General features: G+C 69.3%; 17 protein-coding genes. 8 read left to right on the top strand and 9 right to left on the bottom strand.

What is annotated here, in order from left to right; all coding sequences use genetic code 11:
• Positions 1-14: 14 nt before the first annotated feature.
• Positions 15-1,220: a pyridoxal phosphate-dependent aminotransferase gene (locus OG496_RS30470; protein ID WP_405973172.1), complete on the top strand. Its 1,206-nt coding sequence runs from the start codon at positions 15-17 to the stop codon at positions 1,218-1,220.
• 103 nt (positions 1,221-1,323) lie between these two features.
• Here the strand turns inward: OG496_RS30470 and OG496_RS30465 are convergent, their stop codons facing one another.
• Positions 1,324-1,857 (bottom strand): YbjN domain-containing protein, encoded by a 534-nt coding sequence (locus tag OG496_RS30465; protein WP_033284794.1) that lies wholly within the window; start codon positions 1,855-1,857, stop codon positions 1,324-1,326.
• A 108-nt stretch (positions 1,858-1,965) separates the two neighbouring features.
• On the opposite strand from OG496_RS30465, the gene OG496_RS30460 reads away from it, so the two are divergent.
• Complete coding sequence (locus tag OG496_RS30460) at positions 1,966-2,178, top strand: hypothetical protein (protein WP_405973171.1); 213 nt, start codon at positions 1,966-1,968, stop codon at positions 2,176-2,178.
• A 31-nt stretch (positions 2,179-2,209) separates the two neighbouring features.
• Here OG496_RS30460 and clpB read toward each other — a convergent pair whose 3' ends face one another.
• Positions 2,210-4,807: an ATP-dependent chaperone ClpB gene (clpB, locus tag OG496_RS30455; protein ID WP_399394081.1), complete on the bottom strand. Its 2,598-nt coding sequence runs from the start codon at positions 4,805-4,807 to the stop codon at positions 2,210-2,212.
• Positions 4,808-4,978: 171 nt separating this feature from the next.
• Between clpB and OG496_RS30450 the strand changes: the two genes are divergently transcribed.
• Positions 4,979-5,428 (top strand): pyridoxamine 5'-phosphate oxidase family protein, encoded by a 450-nt coding sequence (locus OG496_RS30450; protein ID WP_405973170.1) that lies wholly within the window; start codon positions 4,979-4,981, stop codon positions 5,426-5,428.
• 141 nt (positions 5,429-5,569) lie between these two features.
• Here the strand turns inward: OG496_RS30450 and OG496_RS30445 are convergent, their stop codons facing one another.
• Positions 5,570-5,866 (bottom strand): (2Fe-2S)-binding protein, encoded by a 297-nt coding sequence (locus OG496_RS30445; RefSeq protein ID WP_052347132.1) that lies wholly within the window; start codon positions 5,864-5,866, stop codon positions 5,570-5,572.
• A 369-nt stretch (positions 5,867-6,235) separates the two neighbouring features.
• On the opposite strand from OG496_RS30445, the gene OG496_RS30440 reads away from it, so the two are divergent.
• Both OG496_RS30440 and OG496_RS30435 read left to right on the top strand, forming a co-directional pair.
• A complete protein-coding gene (locus OG496_RS30440) occupies positions 6,236-7,237 on the top strand; it encodes a helix-turn-helix transcriptional regulator (RefSeq protein ID WP_366494527.1) in 1,002 nt (333 codons plus the stop codon).
• On the top strand, positions 7,234-8,211 hold the full coding sequence (locus OG496_RS30435; protein WP_399394085.1) for a LuxR C-terminal-related transcriptional regulator: 978 nt from the start codon (positions 7,234-7,236) through the stop codon (positions 8,209-8,211). Before OG496_RS30440 ends, OG496_RS30435 begins: the two co-directional genes overlap by 4 nt.
• Here the strand turns inward: OG496_RS30435 and OG496_RS30430 are convergent.
• On the bottom strand, positions 8,174-9,235 hold the full coding sequence (locus tag OG496_RS30430) for a helix-turn-helix transcriptional regulator (protein ID WP_366494530.1): 1,062 nt from the start codon (positions 9,233-9,235) through the stop codon (positions 8,174-8,176). The genes OG496_RS30435 and OG496_RS30430 overlap by 38 nt on opposite strands.
• Positions 9,236-9,499: 264 nt before the next feature.
• Here OG496_RS30430 and OG496_RS30425 point away from each other — a divergent pair, with 264 nt between their 5' ends.
• The 3 genes from OG496_RS30425 to OG496_RS30415 are packed head-to-tail and all read left to right on the top strand — an operon-like array spanning position 9,500 to position 12,817.
• Positions 9,500-11,044 (top strand): circularly permuted type 2 ATP-grasp protein, encoded by a 1,545-nt coding sequence (locus OG496_RS30425; protein WP_405973169.1) that lies wholly within the window; start codon positions 9,500-9,502, stop codon positions 11,042-11,044.
• Positions 11,041-11,973, top strand: a complete 933-nt coding sequence (locus OG496_RS30420) for an alpha-E domain-containing protein (RefSeq protein ID WP_366494532.1) — start codon at positions 11,041-11,043, stop codon at positions 11,971-11,973. The genes OG496_RS30425 and OG496_RS30420 overlap by 4 nt, the downstream gene beginning before the upstream one ends.
• A gap of 1 nt (position 11,974) precedes the next feature.
• Positions 11,975-12,817: a transglutaminase family protein gene (locus OG496_RS30415; protein WP_366494533.1), complete on the top strand. Its 843-nt coding sequence runs from the start codon at positions 11,975-11,977 to the stop codon at positions 12,815-12,817.
• A 39-nt stretch (positions 12,818-12,856) separates the two neighbouring features.
• Here OG496_RS30415 and OG496_RS30410 read toward each other — a convergent pair whose 3' ends face one another.
• From OG496_RS30410 to dnaK, 5 genes are all read right to left on the bottom strand, one after another.
• Complete coding sequence (locus tag OG496_RS30410) at positions 12,857-13,963, bottom strand: sugar ABC transporter substrate-binding protein (RefSeq protein ID WP_405973168.1); 1,107 nt, start codon at positions 13,961-13,963, stop codon at positions 12,857-12,859.
• A gap of 395 nt (positions 13,964-14,358) precedes the next feature.
• Positions 14,359-14,808 (bottom strand): heat shock protein transcriptional repressor HspR, encoded by a 450-nt coding sequence (locus OG496_RS30405; protein WP_329254535.1) that lies wholly within the window; start codon positions 14,806-14,808, stop codon positions 14,359-14,361.
• A 5-nt stretch (positions 14,809-14,813) separates the two neighbouring features.
• Positions 14,814-16,004, bottom strand: coding sequence for a molecular chaperone DnaJ (gene dnaJ, locus OG496_RS30400; RefSeq protein WP_366494535.1), 1,191 nt, complete (start codon positions 16,002-16,004; stop codon positions 14,814-14,816).
• Positions 16,005-16,037: 33 nt separating this feature from the next.
• Complete coding sequence (grpE, locus tag OG496_RS30395; protein ID WP_366494536.1) at positions 16,038-16,700, bottom strand: nucleotide exchange factor GrpE; 663 nt, start codon at positions 16,698-16,700, stop codon at positions 16,038-16,040.
• Positions 16,697-18,541, bottom strand: a complete 1,845-nt coding sequence (dnaK, locus tag OG496_RS30390) for a molecular chaperone DnaK (protein ID WP_328680990.1) — start codon at positions 18,539-18,541, stop codon at positions 16,697-16,699. Before dnaK ends, grpE begins: the two co-directional genes overlap by 4 nt.
• Between the last annotated feature and the right edge of the window lie 70 nt (positions 18,542-18,611).

Below are 18,611 nucleotides of genomic sequence, written 5' to 3'. Positions count from 1 at the left end.
AGCTTGGGCGCAGGATGACGGGCATGACCTCCACCGCACGCCCCCTCCTCAACCGCCGGCTCGCCGAGTTCGGGACGACGATCTTCGCCGAGATGTCCGCCCTGGCCCTGAAGACCGGTTCGATCAACCTCGGCCAGGGTTTCCCCGACACGGACGGCCCCGAGGAGATCCGCGAGGCGGCGGTCCGCGCCCTGCGCGACGGACGCGGCAACCAGTACCCGCCGGGCCCCGGCGTCCCCGAACTCCGCACCGCGATCGCCGCCCACCAGCAGCGCCGCTACGGCCTCTCCTACGACCCCGACGCCGAGGTCCTGGTCACGGCGGGCGCGACGGAGGCGATCGCCGCGGCGCTCCTGGCCCTGGTGGAACCGGGCGACGAGGTCATCGCCTTCGAGCCGTACTACGACTCCTACGCGGCCTGCATCGCGATGGCGGGCGGCACCCGCGTACCGGTCACCCTGCGCCCGCACGAGGGGGCGTTCCGCCTCGACCTGGACGAGCTGCACGCCGCCGTCACCGACCGCACCCGCCTCCTCCTGATCAACACCCCGCACAACCCGACCGGCACCGTCCTCACCCGCGAGGAACTCGCCGCCATCGCCGAACTCGCCGTAGAACGCGATCTGTTGGTGATCACGGACGAGGTGTACGAGCACCTGGTGTTCGACGGGGCCGAGCACCTTCCGCTGGTGACGTTCCCGGGGATGCGGGAGCGGACGGTGTCGATCGGTTCGGCGGGCAAGACGTTCTCGTTCACGGGGTGGAAGGTCGGCTGGGTCACCGCCACGGCTCCGCTGGTCACCGCCGTACGGTCGGCGAAGCAGTTCCTGACCTACGTGGCGTCGGGCCCGTTCCAGTACGCGGTGGCGGAGGCGCTGGCGCTCCCGGACTCGTACTTCGACGCCTTCCGCGCGGACATGCTGGCCAAGCGGGACGTCCTGGCGACGGGCCTGGCGGAGGCGGGCTTCGAGGTCTTCCGCCCGGCGGGCACGTACTTCATCACGACCGACATCCGCCCCCTCGGCCCTGAGCTCTCCAAAAACGGTGACGGCTTCGCCTTCTGCCGCGCGCTGCCGGAACTCGCCGGGGTCGTGGCCATCCCGAACGCGGTCTTCTACGACCACCGGGAGGAGGGCGCGCCCTTCGTGCGGTTCGCGTTCTGCAAGCGGGTGGGTGTGCTGGAGGATGCGGTGGACCGGCTGAAGAAGCTGGCGGGCTGAGACTGCGGGGCATGACGACCGGCGCCCGTCCACAGGCTGTGGGCGGGCGCCGGTACATTCACGCGAGTCATGCGGGGCTGAGCGGTAGCGGTACTGACGAGGACTACTCCTCGTCGTCCTCAGGCTTCTCGACGGCCTCGTCGACTTCCTCGGTGAGGCCGAGCTGCTCGACGAGCCAGCGGTCGAACTCGATCGCCGCGCGCACCCAGCTGACCGTCGAGGACACGAAGTGGTTCAGGTCGACGCCGGTGCCGATCAGCATCTGTGCCTCACCGATGAGACGGACGGTGCCGTCGTCATGGGTGTGCGTGTAGACCTTGGGCCACAGGGTGCGGCGGTTCCAGTCGTCGATCGACTCCAGCAGCTGCGGCTTGACGTCGATGTCGTGCGGACGGTCGTAGAACGTCCGCACCGAGAAGACCAGCTGGTCGTCCTCACCGCGGAACATGAAGTACGTACGGAACTGCTCCCACGGCGCCGCGAGGTCACCCTCGTCGTCGACGACATACTTCAGCTCCATCTGGTCGAGGAGCTGCTTCACGAGGTCCTGATCCGGGACGACGGGGCCCGCCGGTCCTTGGGGGTTCGGCTCGGGCTGGCCCCCGAAGTTCGGAATCGAGGACGGGTCGATGCTCACCGTGTATTTCCCTTCGTACGGATTCCGCCATCCTCCCCCATCCGGGGAGGGGCGTGGCAACCCCTGACGGACCTGTCCGCCACGGGCTGACCGGATACGGTCATGCACATGCGGAGGGGGATGCGGCGGCGGCTGCGGGGGTTGTGGTCGATCTGCCTGGTCCTCGTGGTGTGGAGGACACCCGGGACGAACGACCTGTGCGTCCGCGTCGTCCACGACCCGCACACGGCCGGCACCTACGACGTGACAGTGAGCGTGCGCCACGAGGGCGGGTCCGCCGGGGACACCGCCCTCGTCACCTTCGACGCGAGTACCTACTGAGCGCCTGACGTCACGACCTGAGCGCAGGGCGTCACAGCGTCTTCCCGGTCGCCGGCCCCACGATGAGCCCCTCACCGAACGCGTCCACCCGCACCGTGTCCCCGTCCTTGACCTCGCCCGCGAGGATCTCCTTGGCGAGCCGGTCGCCGATCGCGGTCTGGACGAGGCGGCGGAGCGGGCGCGCCCCGTACGCCGGGTCGTTGCCGTTGTCCGCGAGCCAGGTCAGGGCCTCGTCGCTGATCTCCAGGGTGAGGCGGCGTTCCGCGAGGCGCTTGGCCAGGCGGCCGATCTGGAGGGCGGCGATGCGGCCGAGCTCCTCCCGGTTCAGGGCGGAGAAGACGACCAGGTCGTCCAGCCGGTTCAGGAACTCCGGCTTGAAGGACGCCCGGACCACCTGAAGGACCTGCTCCTTCTTCTCGTCCTCGCCCGTGGTCTGGTCGATCAGGAAGTTGCTGCCCAGGTTGGAGGTGAGGATCAGGATCGTGTTGCGGAAGTCGACCGTGCGGCCCTGACCGTCCGTCAACCGGCCGTCGTCCAGCACCTGGAGCAGGACGTCGAAGACCTCGGGGTGCGCCTTCTCGACCTCGTCGAGGAGGATCACCGAGTACGGGCGCCTGCGCACCGCCTCCGTGAGCTGGCCGCCCTCCTCGTAGCCGACGTATCCGGGCGGGGCGCCGACCAGCCGGGCCACGCTGTGCTTCTCGCCGTACTCCGACATGTCGATGCGGACCATGGCCCGCTCGTCGTCGAAGAGGAAGTCCGCGAGCGCCTTGGCCAGTTCGGTCTTCCCTACGCCCGTCGGGCCCAGGAAGAGGAACGAGCCGGTGGGGCGGTCCGGGTCCGCGATACCCGCGCGGGTGCGTCGTACGGCGTCGGAGACCGCCTGTACGGCCTCTCCCTGGCCGATGAGGCGGCGGCCCAACTCCTCCTCCATGCGCAGGAGTTTCTGCGTCTCACCCTCCAGCAGGCGGCCCGCGGGGATGCCGGTCCAGGAGCCGACGACGTCCGCGATGTCGTCCGGGCCGACCTCCTCCTTCACCATCGTGTCCTTGGAGGCCTCCTCCTCAGCCTCGGAGGCTTCCTCCAAGTCCCGTTCCAGGGAGGGGATCTCGCCGTAGAGCAGCTTGGAGGCGGTGTCGAAGTCGCCGTCGCGCTGGGCGCGTTCGGCCTGGCCGCGCAGTTCGTCGAGCTTCTCCTTCAGCTCGCCGACCCGGTTGAGGGACTGCTTCTCCTTCTCCCAGCGGGCGTTGAGGCCGCGCAGCTCCTCCTCGCGGTCGGCGAGGTCGCGGCGCAGCTTCTCCAGCCGCTCGATCGACGCCGCGTCCGTCTCCTTGTCGAGCGCCAGCTCCTCCATCTTCAACCGGTCGACGGAGCGCTGGAGTTCGTCGATCTCGACGGGGGAGGAGTCGATCTCCATGCGGAGGCGCGACGCCGCCTCGTCGACGAGGTCGATCGCCTTGTCGGGGAGGAAGCGGGAGGTGATGTAGCGGTCGGAGAGGGTGGCGGCGGCGACCAGCGCGCTGTCCGCGATGACGACCTTGTGGTGCGCTTCGTAGCGTCCCTTCAGGCCGCGCAGAATCGCGATCGTGTCCTCGACGCTCGGCTCCGCGACCAGTACCTGCTGGAAGCGGCGCTCCAACGCCGGGTCCTTCTCGATGCGTTCGCGGTACTCGTCGAGGGTCGTCGCGCCGACCATGCGCAGTTCGCCGCGGGCCAGCATCGGCTTCAGCATGTTGCCGGCGTCCATCGCGGAGTCGCCCCCGGCGCCCGCGCCCACGACGGTGTGCAGCTCGTCGATGAAGGTGATGATCTGGCCGTCGGAGTCCTTGATCTCGGCGAGGACGGTCTTCAGCCGCTCCTCGAACTCGCCCCGGTACTTCGCCCCCGCGACCATCGCACCCAGGTCCAGCGCGACCAGCCGCTTGTTCTTCAGGGACTCCGGCACGTCCCCCTTGATGATCCGCTGGGCCAGCCCCTCGACGACGGCGGTCTTGCCGACACCGGGCTCGCCGATCAGCACGGGGTTGTTCTTCGTGCGGCGGGACAGCACCTGGACGACCCGCCGGATCTCCTGGTCCCGCCCGATGACGGGATCGAGCTTGCCCTCGCGCGCGGCGGCCGTGAAGTCCGTACCGAACTTCTCCAGCGCCTTGTACTGCCCCTCGGGGTCGGGTGTGGTCACCCGGCGCCCTCCCCTGCTCTTCTGGAACGCGTCCAGCAGCTTCTTCGCGCCGGCCCCCTGCTGGGAGAGTACGTCCCCGGCCGCGCCGCCCTTCGCGGCGATCCCGATCAGCAGGTGCTCGGTCGAGAGGTAGTCGTCGCCGAGCTCCTTCGCGCGCTCACCCGCGTCCGCGATCACCGCGAGCAGCTCGCGGCTGGGCTGCGGCGGCGCGACCGTGGACCCGGTCACGCTGGGCAGCGAGCCGAGCACCCGCTCGGCCCCGGACCGTACGGCGGCCTGATCCGCGTCGACGGCCGCCAGCAGGTCGGTGATGTTCTCGTTGTCCTGCCCCTCCAGCAGCGAGAGCAGCAGATGCGCCGGGGTCAGATCCGCGTGCCCCCCGGTCACGGCACGGTTGCTGGCCGCGTTGATCGCGTCCCGGCTCCTGTTGGTCAGCTCGGCGTCCACGTTCGAGGCTCCTCCTCCTACGACCTTCTGCTTCTACGACCTTCACGTACGGGCCCTTGCGGGCGTCGCGCACGACCCCCGCCCACGGGCTGACTCACCCAACGTACACAAAGTTGAGTCTATTCCACTCAAGGCAGTGGAGGGGGCCTTCGGGGGACTAAGTTCCGGACCATGGCCACCTACCCGGTCGACCCGGGCGATCCCGACGCGTCGTATCTCAGCTTCTGGCGGGAACGGCACCTGTGCACCCTCACCACCCTCCGCCCCGACGGCAGCCCGCACGTCGTCCCTGTCGGAGTGACATACGACCCGGAGGCACGGCTTGCTCGGGTCATCGCGAACAAGTCGAGCACGAAGGTGGTGAACGTCCTGGCCGCCGGCCCCCAGGGCGCACGGGTCGCCGTGTGCCAGGTGGACGGGCGGCGCTGGGCGACGCTGGAGGGCCGGGCGGTCGTACGCGTCGAACGCGACCGGGTCGCCGAGGCGGAGCGCCGGTACGCGGAGCGTTACGAGCGGACGCCGTCGCCGAACCCGTCCCGGGTGGTGATCGAGATCGAGCTGACGCGGGCGATGGGGAAGGCCGTGGGGAAGGTGGCGGGCAAGGCGGCCGGGAGCAGCTGAAGCGACGATTTTCAGCCACCCGGGATCGGCCGATACCCGGAGATTCCGCACAAACTGCAGCGGCGTCACCGTGTTCAGGTCACGGTGACGCCGCTGCGGGGGGAAGCACCTGAGCGATCTTGTTACGACGGGGGAATCGCGTCAGGCACTGCGGGGGGTGGCTGAGATGGTCTGGATGTCGGGGGCATCCGTTTCCACCAGCCGGTGGTCTCGCTGGTCAAGATTCACAAAGATCATTCCGTACCGGATGGCACATCGCACTGGCTGCGGCGCCCCCCGGGGCCGCCGCAGACACCGGTACGCCCGTACGTCCTCGTCCTCGTCCCGCGTCACGACGACCGGCTCGCCGAACACGGTCACCATGAGCGAGTCACCGCTGTGGGGGATGGCGGTGGCCAGGTCGATGAAGTGCCAGCCGGAGCGGTAGGCCGTGGCCATTTCTCGGCGGAACGAGCGGTCGTCGGGTGGGGTGGTCACGTCAACTCCACGCAGTGTCATCTGCGGTTACAGAAGTGTCGCCGGCAGCCACGGTCGCGGTGTCGGCCGCGAGTGACCAAGCGGTGTCCTGTCGCACCTCGCTCTTCGCACCAGAGAGGCCACTCAGCGTTCCGAAGGCCACAACGGCGGAGAAGGCGGCGACAAGCACCGAGCGAAGCATTCTCTTACGCATAGTCGGCTTCGTCCTCACTTGAAGGTCCCCTCTTCCCCCGTCGAGTAAGACGATGGCTCATTCGGGCACGTCATGGCCACACGATCGGTGCATCATGTTCCTGCATGTTCAGGACCCTGGGGGGTGGAGATTTGACAATGAACCGGACCAAAGCGACACATCCCCACGCTGTGACGGAGTTGTGTGAGGAAGGAGGTCGTCTTTACGCGAACGCACTCCGCACGGGACGTATCGCACGCGCAGACGTGGAGCCTGCCCCGTGTTTGATGGAGTTCGCCCTGCTCCACCCGGATCCCGACGACGCGAACTGGCTGTGCCCGGTTCCCCCGGCGGTCGCCCTGGCTCAGCGGCTCAATCCGATCGAACGCGAGATAACGGACCGCCGACGGCTGTCCATCGAGATGGCCGACGTCTTCGAGCCGTTTATGGCGCTGAGCGCCCAGGTGACGGAGTCCACTCACTCGATCTCCGTACTGGAGGGACTCGACCGCATCAACGCGGCGCTCGACCTCGCTACGGCGCAGTGCCAGAACGAGGTGCTCGCGGTGCAGCCGAGCCACCGCCACCCGGAACGCCGGCTCGTCGAGGCGCTGGAGCGCGACAGGCCGCTGATCGAGCGAGGGGTGCGCATCCGGACCCTCTACCAGCACACGGCCAGATACAGCCCCGAGCGGCTCGCGTGGGTGGACAACTTCACCGACGGCAAGGTGGAGTACCGCACCATCGACGAACTGGTCGAGCGCCTCATCATCTGCGACGAGACGGTCGCCTTCATCCCCATCCGGGACGACCGCCAGGTCGCCCTGGAACTGCGTCACCCCGGTCTCGTGAGCTACCTGATCAAGGTCTTCGAGTTCATGTGGAGCCGCGCGGTCCCGCTGAGCGCCGGCGCCCCCTACGAAACCGCTCCCGACGGCATCACCGACATCCAGCACTCCATCGCCAAGCTCCTCATCGAGGGCCACGTCGACGAGGCCATCGCGCGCCGCCTCGGCATGAACGTGCGGACGTGCCGGGCCCACATCGCCAAGCTCGCCACGGCCCTGGGCAGCGGCAGCCGCGCCCAGCTCGGCTTTCTCATAGCCCAGTCGGGGATCCTGAACCAAGACCACCCGGCGGGAGGAGACAGCCCACTGTGACCGAGGCGCACACGCACGGAGCCGACGACCTCTGTGGGGCAGGCCTGAGCCTGTACGCCCGCGCGCTGCGCGCCGGGCGGGTGCGTGTCGACGACACCGACGAGGCACCGTGTCTGGCGGGTCTCGGCCTGCTGCAGCCCGACCTCGGGGACGACCCCGGCTGGCTACGGCCCGTCGCCCCCGCCTCCGTGCTCCACCGACTGCTGCGGCGGTCGGCCGAGCGCGTCGCGGACGAGCGGCGCCTCGAAGAGCGCCTGGAGACCGCCTTCGCGCCACTGCTACGGCTCGACGGCTCCCGTACGGCGGACGTGGAGACCCCGACGCTCGCGCTCCTCGGTGACAAGGAACGCATCAACCAGGCCATCACCGAGGCCATGGCGGACGCCACGGGCGAGCTCCTCACCATCCAGCCCAACATCACCCCCCGCAGTCAGGAAGCCCAGGCCGTCGCACTCGTCCGCGACCAGGCCCTCCTGGACCGCGGCGGCCGCATCCGCGCCCTCTACCAGCACACCCAGCGCCACCGGCCGCTCGTCCTGTCCCGCTACGAGCAGCTACGGGGCGACGCGGAGGCCCGCACCCTGGACGAGGTGACCGACCGTCTCATCGTCGTCGACCGCGCGGTCGCCTTCGTCCCCGCCAGCAGGGACCGCAGCCTCGCCCTGGAAGTCCGCCACCCCGCGCTGATCGACTACTTCGTCAACGTCTTCGACCGCCTCTGGCACCTCGCCACCCCGATGCACCCCACAGCGGTCCGACGCCTCTCCCCCAACGGCATCAGCCAGCGCCAGCGCGCCATAGCCGGCCTCCTCGTCGAAGGCCACACCGACGCGGTCATCGCGGACCGCCTGGGCATGAACATCCGCACCGCCCGCGTCCACATAGCCAAACTCGCCGCCACCCTCGGCAGCGAGAGCCGGGCCCAACTCGGCTATCTCATCGGGCGGTCGGGGATTCTCGATCCGCCGGGGTGAGCTGGACGGGGACGTCCGGCAGGCGGGACGGGGCGCCGTCCAGGCCCACCTGGGCTATGCGTACGCCCAGTTGGGTACGGCTCGCCGCGCCCAGGGTCTCCGACAGGCGGGCGATGTGGGCGCGGCACGTCCGCACGCTTATGCCGAGCCGTTCCGCGATCACCGCGTCCTGGTGGCCGTCCGCGAGCAGGGCGGCGATGGACTGTTCGCGGTGGGAGATGCCCTCGATGCCGGTGTCCGGCAGGGCGGCGGCGACCGGGATCGCCAGGCGCCACAGGCGGTCGAAGACCGTGACGAAGTAGTCGATCAGCGCCGGGTGGCGCAGCTCCAGGGCCATCGTGTGGTCGGCGTTGGCGGGGATGAAGGCGACCTTGCGGTCGAAGAGGATCAGGCGGTCGACGACCTCGTCGAGCGTCCTCGCCTCCACCGCGTCGCCCATCAACTCCAGGTAGTTCAGCAGGCCTTGGCCGTGCCGGGCCACGTGGGTGTACAGGTCGCGCATCCGTACCCCGCGTGCGCGCAGGGCGAGCGCCCGGTGCAGGCCCTCCGTGAGTTCCGGCTCGCGGCGGATGCCGCCGGGCTGGACGGTGAGGACCTCGCCGGTGCAGGCCTCCGTCGCGTCGTCCATCGCCGCCTGGATCCGGGAGAGCCCGTCCAGGACGCGGATCGCGGCACCGCCCTCCAGCGACGCCGACGCCATCGCGGACGCCTGGATACGGCGGCCGAGACCGGCGTACCACTCGAAGGCGGCGACCGCCGAACCCACCCGCCGGTGGCTCTCGCTGACCTCGTCGTAGACCCCGCGCAGCAGCCGGGTCATGACCTCCTGCGGGGCGGTCGGGACCAGCCAGTCCATGTCGTCGGGGTCCGGGTGGAGGAGGGCCAGCTCCAGCAGGCACGGCACCGGTTCGGCGTCCGTGCGCGGTACGCGGCCCCGCCGTACGGCCCGGGAGTACACACGGTCCCCGGCGTCGCAGAGTCGGTCAGCACCGTGTGGATGCTCGTCCGTCCCGTGCCCGGCCATCGCCCATCCCACCCCCGGTTCCCGGCTCTTTGCAGCGCAACTATGCGCGGACCGGTCCTGCTCCGCAACACGGCTCCCCCTCGAACAGCCCCCGAAAACCGCCGATATCAACCCCTATCTCCCGGCCTCCGCGCCTCACCTTGCAACAAGCTGGGGGGGGTGTCCGGCCGGTAGCTCCGAGTCCCTCGCCGTATCACTTTCCGCGTGAGCTGCCGGAAATCACTCAGAGATCACGGTGTTACGTATCGCACTTAACGTCCCCTCATGGCGGACATATTTGACGCATACGCATTGGCCGATGCGTGGGACGAGATGTTTGTGCGGCCGGGTGAGGTCAGAACCGCCTACGAGCCGGTACTGGCGGCACTCCAGCCCATCGAGCCGAGTGAACTGCGCTTCCGCGCGGACCAGATGGCCCGCGCGTTCACCGACCGCGGCGTGACCTACGCCTTCGCGGGCGAGGAACGGCCCTGGCCCCTGGACCTGGTGCCCCGGATCATCGACGCGCTGGAGTGGGATCTCATCCAGCGCGGGGTGGCGCAGCGGGTGCGGGCCCTGGAGGCCTACCTCTCCGACGCGTACGCGCACTGCCGTGCCTTCGAGGACGGCGTGGTGCCCTGGCGGCTGCTCCTCAACTCGGCCCATTTCCATCGGGCCGCGCAGGGCGTCGAGCCACCGGGCGGGGTCCGCATCCACGTCGCCGGCATCGACCTCGTACGGGACGAGGCCGGGGACTTCCGGGTCCTGGAGGACAACGTGCGGGTCCCCAGCGGGGTTTCGTACGTCATCGAGAACCGCAGAGCCATGACGCGGATCTTCCCCTCGCTCTTCGCCGAGCAGCACGTGGTCCCCGTCGACGGGTACGCGGGGCGGTTGCTGGCCGCCCTGCGCGCCGCCGCGCCCGCCGGGACCCAGGACCCCCGGGTCGTGGTCCTCACCCCGGGACCGGGGAACGCCGCCTACTTCGAACACGCCCTGCTCGCGCGGCTGATGGGCGTGCAGCTGGTGGTGGGGCACGACCTCGTCTGCCGCAACAACCGGGTGTGGATGCGCACCACGCGCGGCGAGGTGCCCGTCCATGTCGTATACCGGCGGCTCGACGACGACTTCCTCGACCCGCTGCACTTCCGCCCCGACTCGGTGATCGGCTGCCCGGGCATCATGAACGCCGCCCAGGCCGGGAACGTCACACTCGCGAACGCGGTCGGCAACGGCATCGCGGACGACAAGCTCCTCTACACCTACGTCCCCGACCTCATCCGCTACTACCTCTCCGAGGAACCGATTCTCCCCAACGTGGAGTCCTACCGGCCCGACGAGCCAGGGCAGTTGGAGGCGGTCCTCGACCAGATCGACCAACTCGTCGTGAAGCCCGTCGACGGCGCGGGCGGCATGGGCATCGTCATCGGCCCCAAGGCGGACGCGAAGACGCTCGAACGCACTCGCAAAGCAGTGGCCGCCGACCCGCGCGGCTGGATCGCCCAGCGCCCGGTGGCGCTGTCCACCTCCCCCACCCTCGCGGGTGAACGCATGGCACCGCGCCACATCGACCTGCGCCCGTTCGCCGTGAACGACGGCACCGACGTCTGGGTGCTGCCCGGCGGCCTCACCCGCGTCGCCCTCCAGGAGGGCAACCTGATCGTCAACTCCAGCCAGGGCGGCGGCTCCAAGGACACCTGGGTGCTCGCGGAGGGACCCGCCGAACAGCCCGCGTCGCTCTTCCCGGAGGGCGGACTGCCCGAGGTGGCACCCCGCCAGCTCGGCCCCGACGGCAACCCCACGGTCGTACAGGAAGGGGCGCAGCAGTGAACGACGTGATCCTCTCCCGGATAGCCGAGGCCCTGACGTGGACGGGCCGTTATGTCGAGCGCGCCGACACCACCGGGCGCATCCTCGACGCCTATCTGCACCGCCTGCTGGAGGACCCCTGGCGCGACGAGGACGTGGCCTGCCGGTCGCTGTACGCGATCCTCGGGGTCGACGCGGGCGGCGAACGCGTCGACATGCAGCAGGTGTTGGACCAGCTCGCCTTCGACGCCCGGTCCACCTGTTCCATCGAGGGCGCGCTCGGCGCCGCCCGCCTCAACGCCCGCAGCGCCCGGGAAGCCGTCTCCTCGGAGATGTGGGAGTGCCTCAACTCCACCTGGCACGCCCTGGCCGACCAACGCCTCGCGGCCCGCCGTACGGGCCCCTACGCCTATCTCGAACTCGTGCGCAGACGCGCCGCGTTGTTCTTCGGCCTCGCCGACTCCACGATGAGCCGCGACGACAGCTGGCGTTTCGTCGTCCTCGGCCGCAGCCTCGAACGGGTGGACATGACCGTACGGCTGCTGTCGGTAAGGGTGTTGGACGCGGCGCACGCGCCCGACTGGCCGACGCTGCTGAGCGCCTCAGGCGCCGACGAGGCGTACGCGCGCGTGTACGGCGGTTTCGGGGACACCCCACGCGTGGCCGAATTCCTGCTGCTGGACCGGGACTTCCCGCGTTCGGCGCTGCACGCGCTGACGACGGCCGAGGAGTGCCTGACCGCGCTCGGCCGGCAGCGGCAGGACCCGGCGCGCCGTCCCATCGGCCGGCTGCGCACCCGTCTCGAATACCTGGACTCGCACGCCTTGGAAGAGCAACTGCCCGCCCTCCTCAAGGACTTGCAGCACGCCTGCATGGACTCGGCGGAGGCGGTCGCGGAGTTGTTCTTCCCGTACCAGGGGCCCGTCGAGTGGGCCCAGGAAGGAGCCTGAGATGACCCGTAGGCTTCGCATCCGCCACACCACCCGCGTGTCGTACGCCCAGGCGGCCGTCTCCTCCCACAACGAGGTGCGGATGACCCCGCTGACACTCCCCGGCCAGACGACGCTGGACGCGCGGGTGACCGTGAACCCCACGACCCCCACCTGGTCGTACTGGGACTACTGGGGCACCCAGGTCACCGGCTTCGACCTGATGGACCCGCACGCGGACCTCACGATCACCGCGTCGAGCCTGGTCGAGACGTCCCCGCCGGAGCTGCTCGGCCCCTCCCCCACCTGGCAGGAGGTGACCGAACGGACCACGAACTCACGCCTGTTGGAGTTCATCGGCCCCACGGTCCGTACGACGGTCCCGCCGAAGCTGCTGAAGAAGGCGCGCAAGGCGGCCGTAGGGCTCGATCCGCACGGGACGGCGATCGCTGTCTCCGCGCTGGTCGCCGACCGGGTGGCCTACCTCCCCGGCGTCACCGGCGTGAACACCTCCGCGGCCGAGGCCTGGGAACAGGGCGCCGGCGTCTGCCAGGACATCGCCCACGTGACCATCGCCCTGCTGCGGGGCCTGGGCCTGCCCACGCGCTACGTCTCGGGCTATCTCCACCCCGAGCGGGAGGCGGAGCTGCACCGCCCGGTGGCCGGCCAGAGCCACGCCTGGATCGAGTACTGGGCGGGCGACTGGTGCGGCTACGACCCCACCAACCGGACCCGGCCCGACGAGTCCCATGTGGTGGTGGGGCGCGGGCGGGACTACGACGACGTGACCCCGCACAAGGGGATCTACCGGGGGGTGGCGGGCGGACCGCCGGAGGTGACGGTGGAGTTCACGCGGGTGGCGTGAACTCCCGGGTGGTGTGAACTCCCGTACGGGGCGGGCGGGTTACTTCAGTCCGATGGACGAGCACGCGGACTTGTAGTCGGCCGTGCAGATGTCGGAGATCTTGTAGATCCCGTCCGCGACCACCGTCGTCTTGATGTTGTCCTGCGTCAGCGCGACCACGGACACCAGCTGCGAGGGGATCTTCTTGTTCGTGGGGCTGTCGACCGTGTCACGGGTCAGGGCGTCGAACTCGATGTCCCTGCCCTGCACCTTGGCGACCGCGATCTTCGCGGCGGCCTCGGCGAGGTCGGGGTACGGCTTGTAGACGCTCATGTACTGCTCGCCGGTGACGATCCGCTGCACGGCGGTGAGTTCGGCGTCCTGGCCGGTGACGGGCGGGATCTTCGTCAGGCCCGCGTTCTTCAGGGCCTTGATGATGCCGCCGGCCATCGCGTCGTTGGCGGAGTACACCGCGGCGATGTTGTTCTTGCCGAGCTTGCCGATCGCCTCGGTCATCTCCTGCTGGGCGACGACCGGGTCCCAGGCCTTGGTGTTGTAGCTCTCGGCGATCGTCACCTTGCCCTGCAGCTCGGACAGCGCCCCGCCCTTGAACACCGCGGCGTTGGGGTCGGTCGGCGAGCCGTTGATCATGACGATCTTGTCGGAGGTGTCCACGTTGCTGCCCAGCGCCTCGACCAGGGAGCGGCCCTGCACCTCGCCGACCAGTTCGCCGTCGAAGGAGACGTACGCGTCGATCGGCCCCTCGGCCAGCCGGTCGTAGGCGATGACCGGGATGCCGGCGGTCTTGGCCTTCGTCACCATGGTCCGGATGGCGTGCGAGTCGACGGCGTCGAGCACGATGATGTCGACCTTCTCGTCGATCATCTTCTGCATCTGCTTGTCCTGCGTGGCCGCGACGCCACCGGCGTTCTCGTACTCGGCCTTGCCCTTGTTCGAGGTGAGTTCCTGGATCTTCGCCTTCATGATCGGGTAGTCGAACTCCGCGTACCGCGTGTTCGTCTTCTCCGGCATGAGCACACCCACCGTGATGTCGTTGCCCTTCGCCGGAGTCGCGTCCGTGCTGCTCCCCGACGAGTTGAGCACGCCACAGGCGGCCAGGGGGAGGGCCAGCGAGGACGCGGCCACGGATATGGCGATACGACGCATTGGGAGCTCACTTCTGGTGCCGTGCGGACGTGGGTGCAGCATTGCAACCCAGGTGACTGAAAAGCCAACGCGGCCACGACCACCGGCGTCAAGCGGAACTACTTAACGAGATGGCAACGCCACGTTCCGTTTGGTATGTGGAGACGCTGCGGAACCCCATCCAAACGCTCTTTACGGACCCTCCACTCAACGGGAGTTCATGAGAAGGCAAAGATCAGCACAACCAACTCCTTTCCCCACGAGTCGTGATCATCAGCGGCCACCCCCTGCCGCGTCGATCCGGCAGAGGACCGAATGAACCCAGCCAGACACACGACGGCCGGCCCTGACGCGCTGAGCACGCGGAAGGGGCCCGGAGGTCGAACCTCCGGGCCCCTTCCGTGAGTGAGTGGACGTCAGTCCGAGGACTGCCGCTTCGGCCGCCACACCACCAGCGCGCTGGTCTGCTGGACCTCCTGGTACGGCACCAGGTCGCGCCGGTACGACGCGTGCACCGCGGCCTCGCGCTGCTGCATCGTCGCCGCCGCGCCCTCGACCGCCGACTGGAGCTCGGCGACGCGCTGCTGGAGCGCGACGACCTGGTTCTCCAGCTCGATGATGCGCTTGATGCCGGCCAGGTTGATGCCCTCGGTCTGCGACAACTGCTGGACGGTGCGCAGCAGTTCGATGTCGCGGGCCGAGTAACGGCGACCGCGCCCGGCCGTGCGGTCCGGGGAGACCAGGCCGAGGCGGTCGTACTGGCGCAGCGTCTGCGGGTGCAGGCCGGAGAGCTGGGCCGCCACCGAGATGACGTAGACCGGGGTCTCCTCGGTCAGCTCGTACGGGTTGCGTCGACGGCCGTCCATCACTCTCATGCTCCCTTCGCGGCCTGGAACAGCTCCGCCCGCGGGTCCTCGCCCGCGGTCGCCTCTCGATACGCCTCCAGTGCGTCACGAGCATTCCCCGTGACGTCCTTCGGGACACTCACCTCTACGGTCACAAGGAGGTCACCCCGGGTGCCGTCCTTGCGGACCGCGCCCTTGCCGCGGGCGCGCATCGTCCGGCCGTTGGGCGTGCCCGGGGGCAGCTTCAGCGTCACCGGGGGCCCGCCCAGGGTGGGCACCCTGACCTCGCCGCCCAGTGCCGCCTCGGCGAACGTCACCGGGACCGTCACCGTGAGGTTGTCTTCCTTGCGGCCGAACACGGGGTGCGCGTCGACGTGCACCATGACGTACAAGTCGCCTGCGGGACCACCCCGTTCACCCGGTGCGCCCTTGCCGCGCAGCCGGATGCGCTGGCTGTCCGTGACCCCCGCGGGGATCCGGACCTGCATGGTCCGTGAGGACTTGGCGCGTCCGCTGCCCTTGCACTCGATGCACGGGTGCTCGGCGATCAGGCCGCGGCCCTTGCAGTCCGGGCACGGGTCCGTGAGCGAGAAACCGCCGCCGGAGCCGCGCGCGACCTGGCCGGTGCCGACGCAGGTCGGGCACACGCGCGGTGTGCCGTTCTTGTCGCCGGTGCCCGAACAGGCCTTGCAGGGCTGCTGCGAGGACATCCGCAGCGGGACCGTGGCCCCTTCGATGGCCTCCGTGAAGCTGAGCGTGACCTCGGACTCGATGTCCTGGCCGCGCCGGGGCTGCGTACGGGTCGTGCCCGTGCCGCCGCGGTTGAACAGGCCCCCGAAGACGTCACCGATCCCACCGCCGAAGCCGCCGGCTCCCCCGGCGCCACCACCGCCCTGGGCGCCGCCTCCGAAGAGGTCGCCCAGGTCGAAGTTGAAGTTGCCGCCGCCCGCGCCGCCCGGCCCCGGGCGGAAGCCGCCGTTGCCGAACAGGGCGCGGGCCTCGTCGTACTCCTTGCGCTTCTTGGGGTCACCGAGGATGTCGTGGGCCTCGGAGATCTCCTTGAAGCGCTCCTCGGCCTTGGCGTTGCCCTTGTTGGCGTCCGGGTGGAACTCGCGGGCGAGCTTCCGGTACGCCTTCTTGATCTCGGCCTCGGTGGCGTCCTTGGGGACGCCGAGGACCTTGTAGTAGTCCTTCTCGATGAAGTCCTTGGTGCTCATCCTCGACGTCCCTCCTTCTCTTCGCTCGGTGCGTCAGCCCTCTTCAGGGCCGTTGTCCTTCTCGTCGGCGGCCTCGGACTCGTCCTCCGCCTTGCCGGTCTGCGCGGCGCCGGGCTGCGGCTCCGCGACCGCCACCCGCGCGGGGCGGATGGTGCGCTCGCCGATGCGATACCCGGGCTGCAGGATCGCCACGCAGGTCGTCTCCGTGACGTCCGGCGCGTACGAGTGCATCAGGGCCTCGTGGATCGTCGGGTCGAAGGGCTCGCCCTCCTTGCCGAACTGCTGCAGTCCCATCTTCGCCGCGGCGGTCTCCAACGACTCCGCCACCGACTTGAAACCGCCGACGAGTTCACCGTGTTCCCGCGCGCGGCCGATGTCGTCGAGCGTGGGCATCAGTTCGGTCAGGAGGTTCGCCACGGCGATCTCCTTGACCGCGATGCGGTCCCGCTCGACCCGGCGGCGGTAGTTCTGGAACTCGGCCTGGAGCCGCTGGAGGTCCGCGGTGCGCTCTTCGAGCGCCTTGCGCACCTGGTCCAGCTGGGCCGTCAGACCGGCGATCTGTGCACTTGCGTCCCCTGCCGGGGCCGCCCCCTCCCCACTGCTGGAGGGGGAGGCGGCCTGCGGCTCGGCGTCGTCGGGGGTGGCGCCGGAAGGGACATCAGGCTTCTCGTCGAAGCCCGGGGTCTCCTCCGTCACGCGGCACCGTCCTTGCGCTCGTCGTCCACGATCTCGGCGTCCACCACGTCGTCGTCCGCCTTGGGCGCCTCGGCACCCGGGGCGTCGCCGCCCGCGGCCTGCGTCGCCTGGGCGTCGGCGTACATGGCCTGGCCGACCTTCTGCGAGACCGCGGCGACCTTCTCGGTGGCGGTACGGATCTCGGCGGTGTCCTCGCCCTTCAGCGCGGCCTTCAGCTCCTCGACGGCGGCCTCGACCTCGGTCTTGACCTCGCCGGGGACCTTGTCCTCGTTGTCCTTGAGGAACTTCTCCGTCTGGTAGACGAGCTGCTCGCCCTGGTTGCGGGACTCGGCGGCCTCGCGGCGGCGGTGGTCCTCGTCCGCGTACTGCTCGGCCTCCTGGCGCATGCGGTCGACCTCGTCCTTCGGCAGCGAGGAGCCGCCGGTGACGGTCATCTTCTGCTCCTTGCCGGTGCCGAGGTCCTTGGCCGTGACGTGCATGATGCCGTTGGCGTCGATGTCGAAGGAGACCTCGATCTGCGGGACACCGCGCGGGGCCGGCGGCAGACCGGTCAGCTCGAACATCCCGAGCTTCTTGTTGTACGCCGCGATCTCGCGCTCGCCCTGGTAGACCTGGATCTGCACGGAGGGCTGGTTGTCCTCGGCGGTGGTGAAGATCTCGGACCGCTTGGTCGGGATCGTGGTGTTGCGCTCGATGAGCTTGGTCATGATCCCTCCCTTGGTCTCGATACCGAGGGACAGCGGGGTGACGTCGAGGAGCAGGACGTCCTTGACCTCACCCTTGAGGACACCGGCCTGGAGGGACGCGCCGATGGCGACGACCTCGTCCGGGTTGACGCCCTTGTTGGCGTCCTGGCCGGCGGTCAGCTCCTTGACGATCTCGGCGACGGCGGGCATACGCGTGGAGCCACCGACGAGGACGACGTGGTCGATCTCGTTGATGGAGATGCCGGCGTCCTTGATGACGTTGTGGAACGGCGTCTTGCAGCGCTCCAGCAGGTCGGCCGTCAGCTGCTGGAACTGGGCGCGGGTGAGCTTCTCGTCCAGGTGCAGCGGGCCCTCGGCGGACGCCGTGATGTAGGGCAGGTTGATCGAGGTCTCGGTGGAGCTGGACAGCTCGATCTTGGCCTTCTCGGCAGCCTCGCGCAGACGCTGCAGGGCCATCTTGTCCTTGCCCAGGTCCACGCCGTGACCGCTGGCGAACTGCTTCACCAGGTAGTCGACGACCCGCTGGTCCCAGTCGTCGCCACCGAGGTGGTTGTCGCCGTTCGTGGCCTTCACCTCGACGACGCCGTCGCCGATCTCCAGGAGGGACACATCGAAGGTGCCGCCACCGAGGTCGAAGACGAGGATCGTCTGGTCGTCCTTGTCGAGGCCGTACGCCAGCGCCGCGGCGGTCGGCTCGTTCACGATGCGCAGGACGTTCAGGCCCGCGATCTCGCCGGCCTCCTTCGTCGCCTGGCGCTCGGAGTCGTTGAAGTACGCCGGGACGGTGATGACCGCGTCGGCCACCTTCTCGCCCAGGTAGGCCTCGGCGTCGCGCTTCAGCTTCTGCAGGATGAAGGCGCTCATCTGCTGCGGGTTGAAGCTCTTGCCGTCCAGCTCGATCTTCCAGTCCGTGCCCATGTGGCGCTTCACGGAACGGATGGTCCGGTCAACGTTCGTGACCGCCTGGCGCTTGGCCACCTCTCCGACGAGCACCTCGCCGTTCTTGGCGAAGGCGACGACGGACGGCGTGGTCCTGGCGCCCTCTGCGTTGGTGATGACGGTGGGCTCGCCGCCTTCAAGAACGCTGACGACGGAGTTAGTCGTGCCCAGGTCGATGCCGACCGCACGTGCCATGGTTGATTCCTCCAGCAATGACTTGAGTGGAACGGACTCAAGTGTGCACGAGACTCACCGCTGGGTCAAC

This window comes from Streptomyces sp. NBC_00988 (genome assembly GCF_045162645.1).
Classification (GTDB): Bacteria; Actinomycetota; Actinomycetes; order Streptomycetales; family Streptomycetaceae; genus Streptomyces.
Note: the sequence above shows the minus strand (reverse complement) of the source record. Positions and strands in the feature narration are given on the sequence as shown.

What these genes read in the sequence shown, in the direction of transcription:
- OG496_RS30470 (WP_405973172.1), top strand. Translation starts at nt 15, where the DNA reads ATGACGGGCATGACCTCCACCGCACGCCCCCTCCTCAACCGCCGGCTC.
- OG496_RS30460 (WP_405973171.1), top strand. Translation starts at nt 1,966, where the DNA reads ATGCGGAGGGGGATGCGGCGGCGGCTGCGGGGGTTGTGGTCGATCTGC.
- OG496_RS30450 (WP_405973170.1), top strand. Translation starts at nt 4,979, where the DNA reads ATGGCCACCTACCCGGTCGACCCGGGCGATCCCGACGCGTCGTATCTC.
- OG496_RS30445 (WP_052347132.1), bottom strand. Translation starts at nt 5,866, where the DNA reads ATGGCCACGGCCTACCGCTCCGGCTGGCACTTCATCGACCTGGCCACC.
- OG496_RS30440 (WP_366494527.1), top strand. Translation starts at nt 6,236, where the DNA reads ATGAACCGGACCAAAGCGACACATCCCCACGCTGTGACGGAGTTGTGT.
- OG496_RS30430 (WP_366494530.1), bottom strand. Translation starts at nt 9,235, where the DNA reads ATGGCCGGGCACGGGACGGACGAGCATCCACACGGTGCTGACCGACTC.
- OG496_RS30425 (WP_405973169.1), top strand. Translation starts at nt 9,500, where the DNA reads ATGGCGGACATATTTGACGCATACGCATTGGCCGATGCGTGGGACGAG.
- OG496_RS30415 (WP_366494533.1), top strand. Translation starts at nt 11,975, where the DNA reads ATGACCCGTAGGCTTCGCATCCGCCACACCACCCGCGTGTCGTACGCC.
- OG496_RS30410 (WP_405973168.1), bottom strand. Translation starts at nt 13,963, where the DNA reads ATGCGTCGTATCGCCATATCCGTGGCCGCGTCCTCGCTGGCCCTCCCC.
- OG496_RS30405 (WP_329254535.1), bottom strand. Translation starts at nt 14,808, where the DNA reads ATGGACGGCCGTCGACGCAACCCGTACGAGCTGACCGAGGAGACCCCG.
- dnaJ (WP_366494535.1), bottom strand. Translation starts at nt 16,004, where the DNA reads ATGAGCACCAAGGACTTCATCGAGAAGGACTACTACAAGGTCCTCGGC.
- dnaK (WP_328680990.1), bottom strand. Translation starts at nt 18,541, where the DNA reads ATGGCACGTGCGGTCGGCATCGACCTGGGCACGACTAACTCCGTCGTC.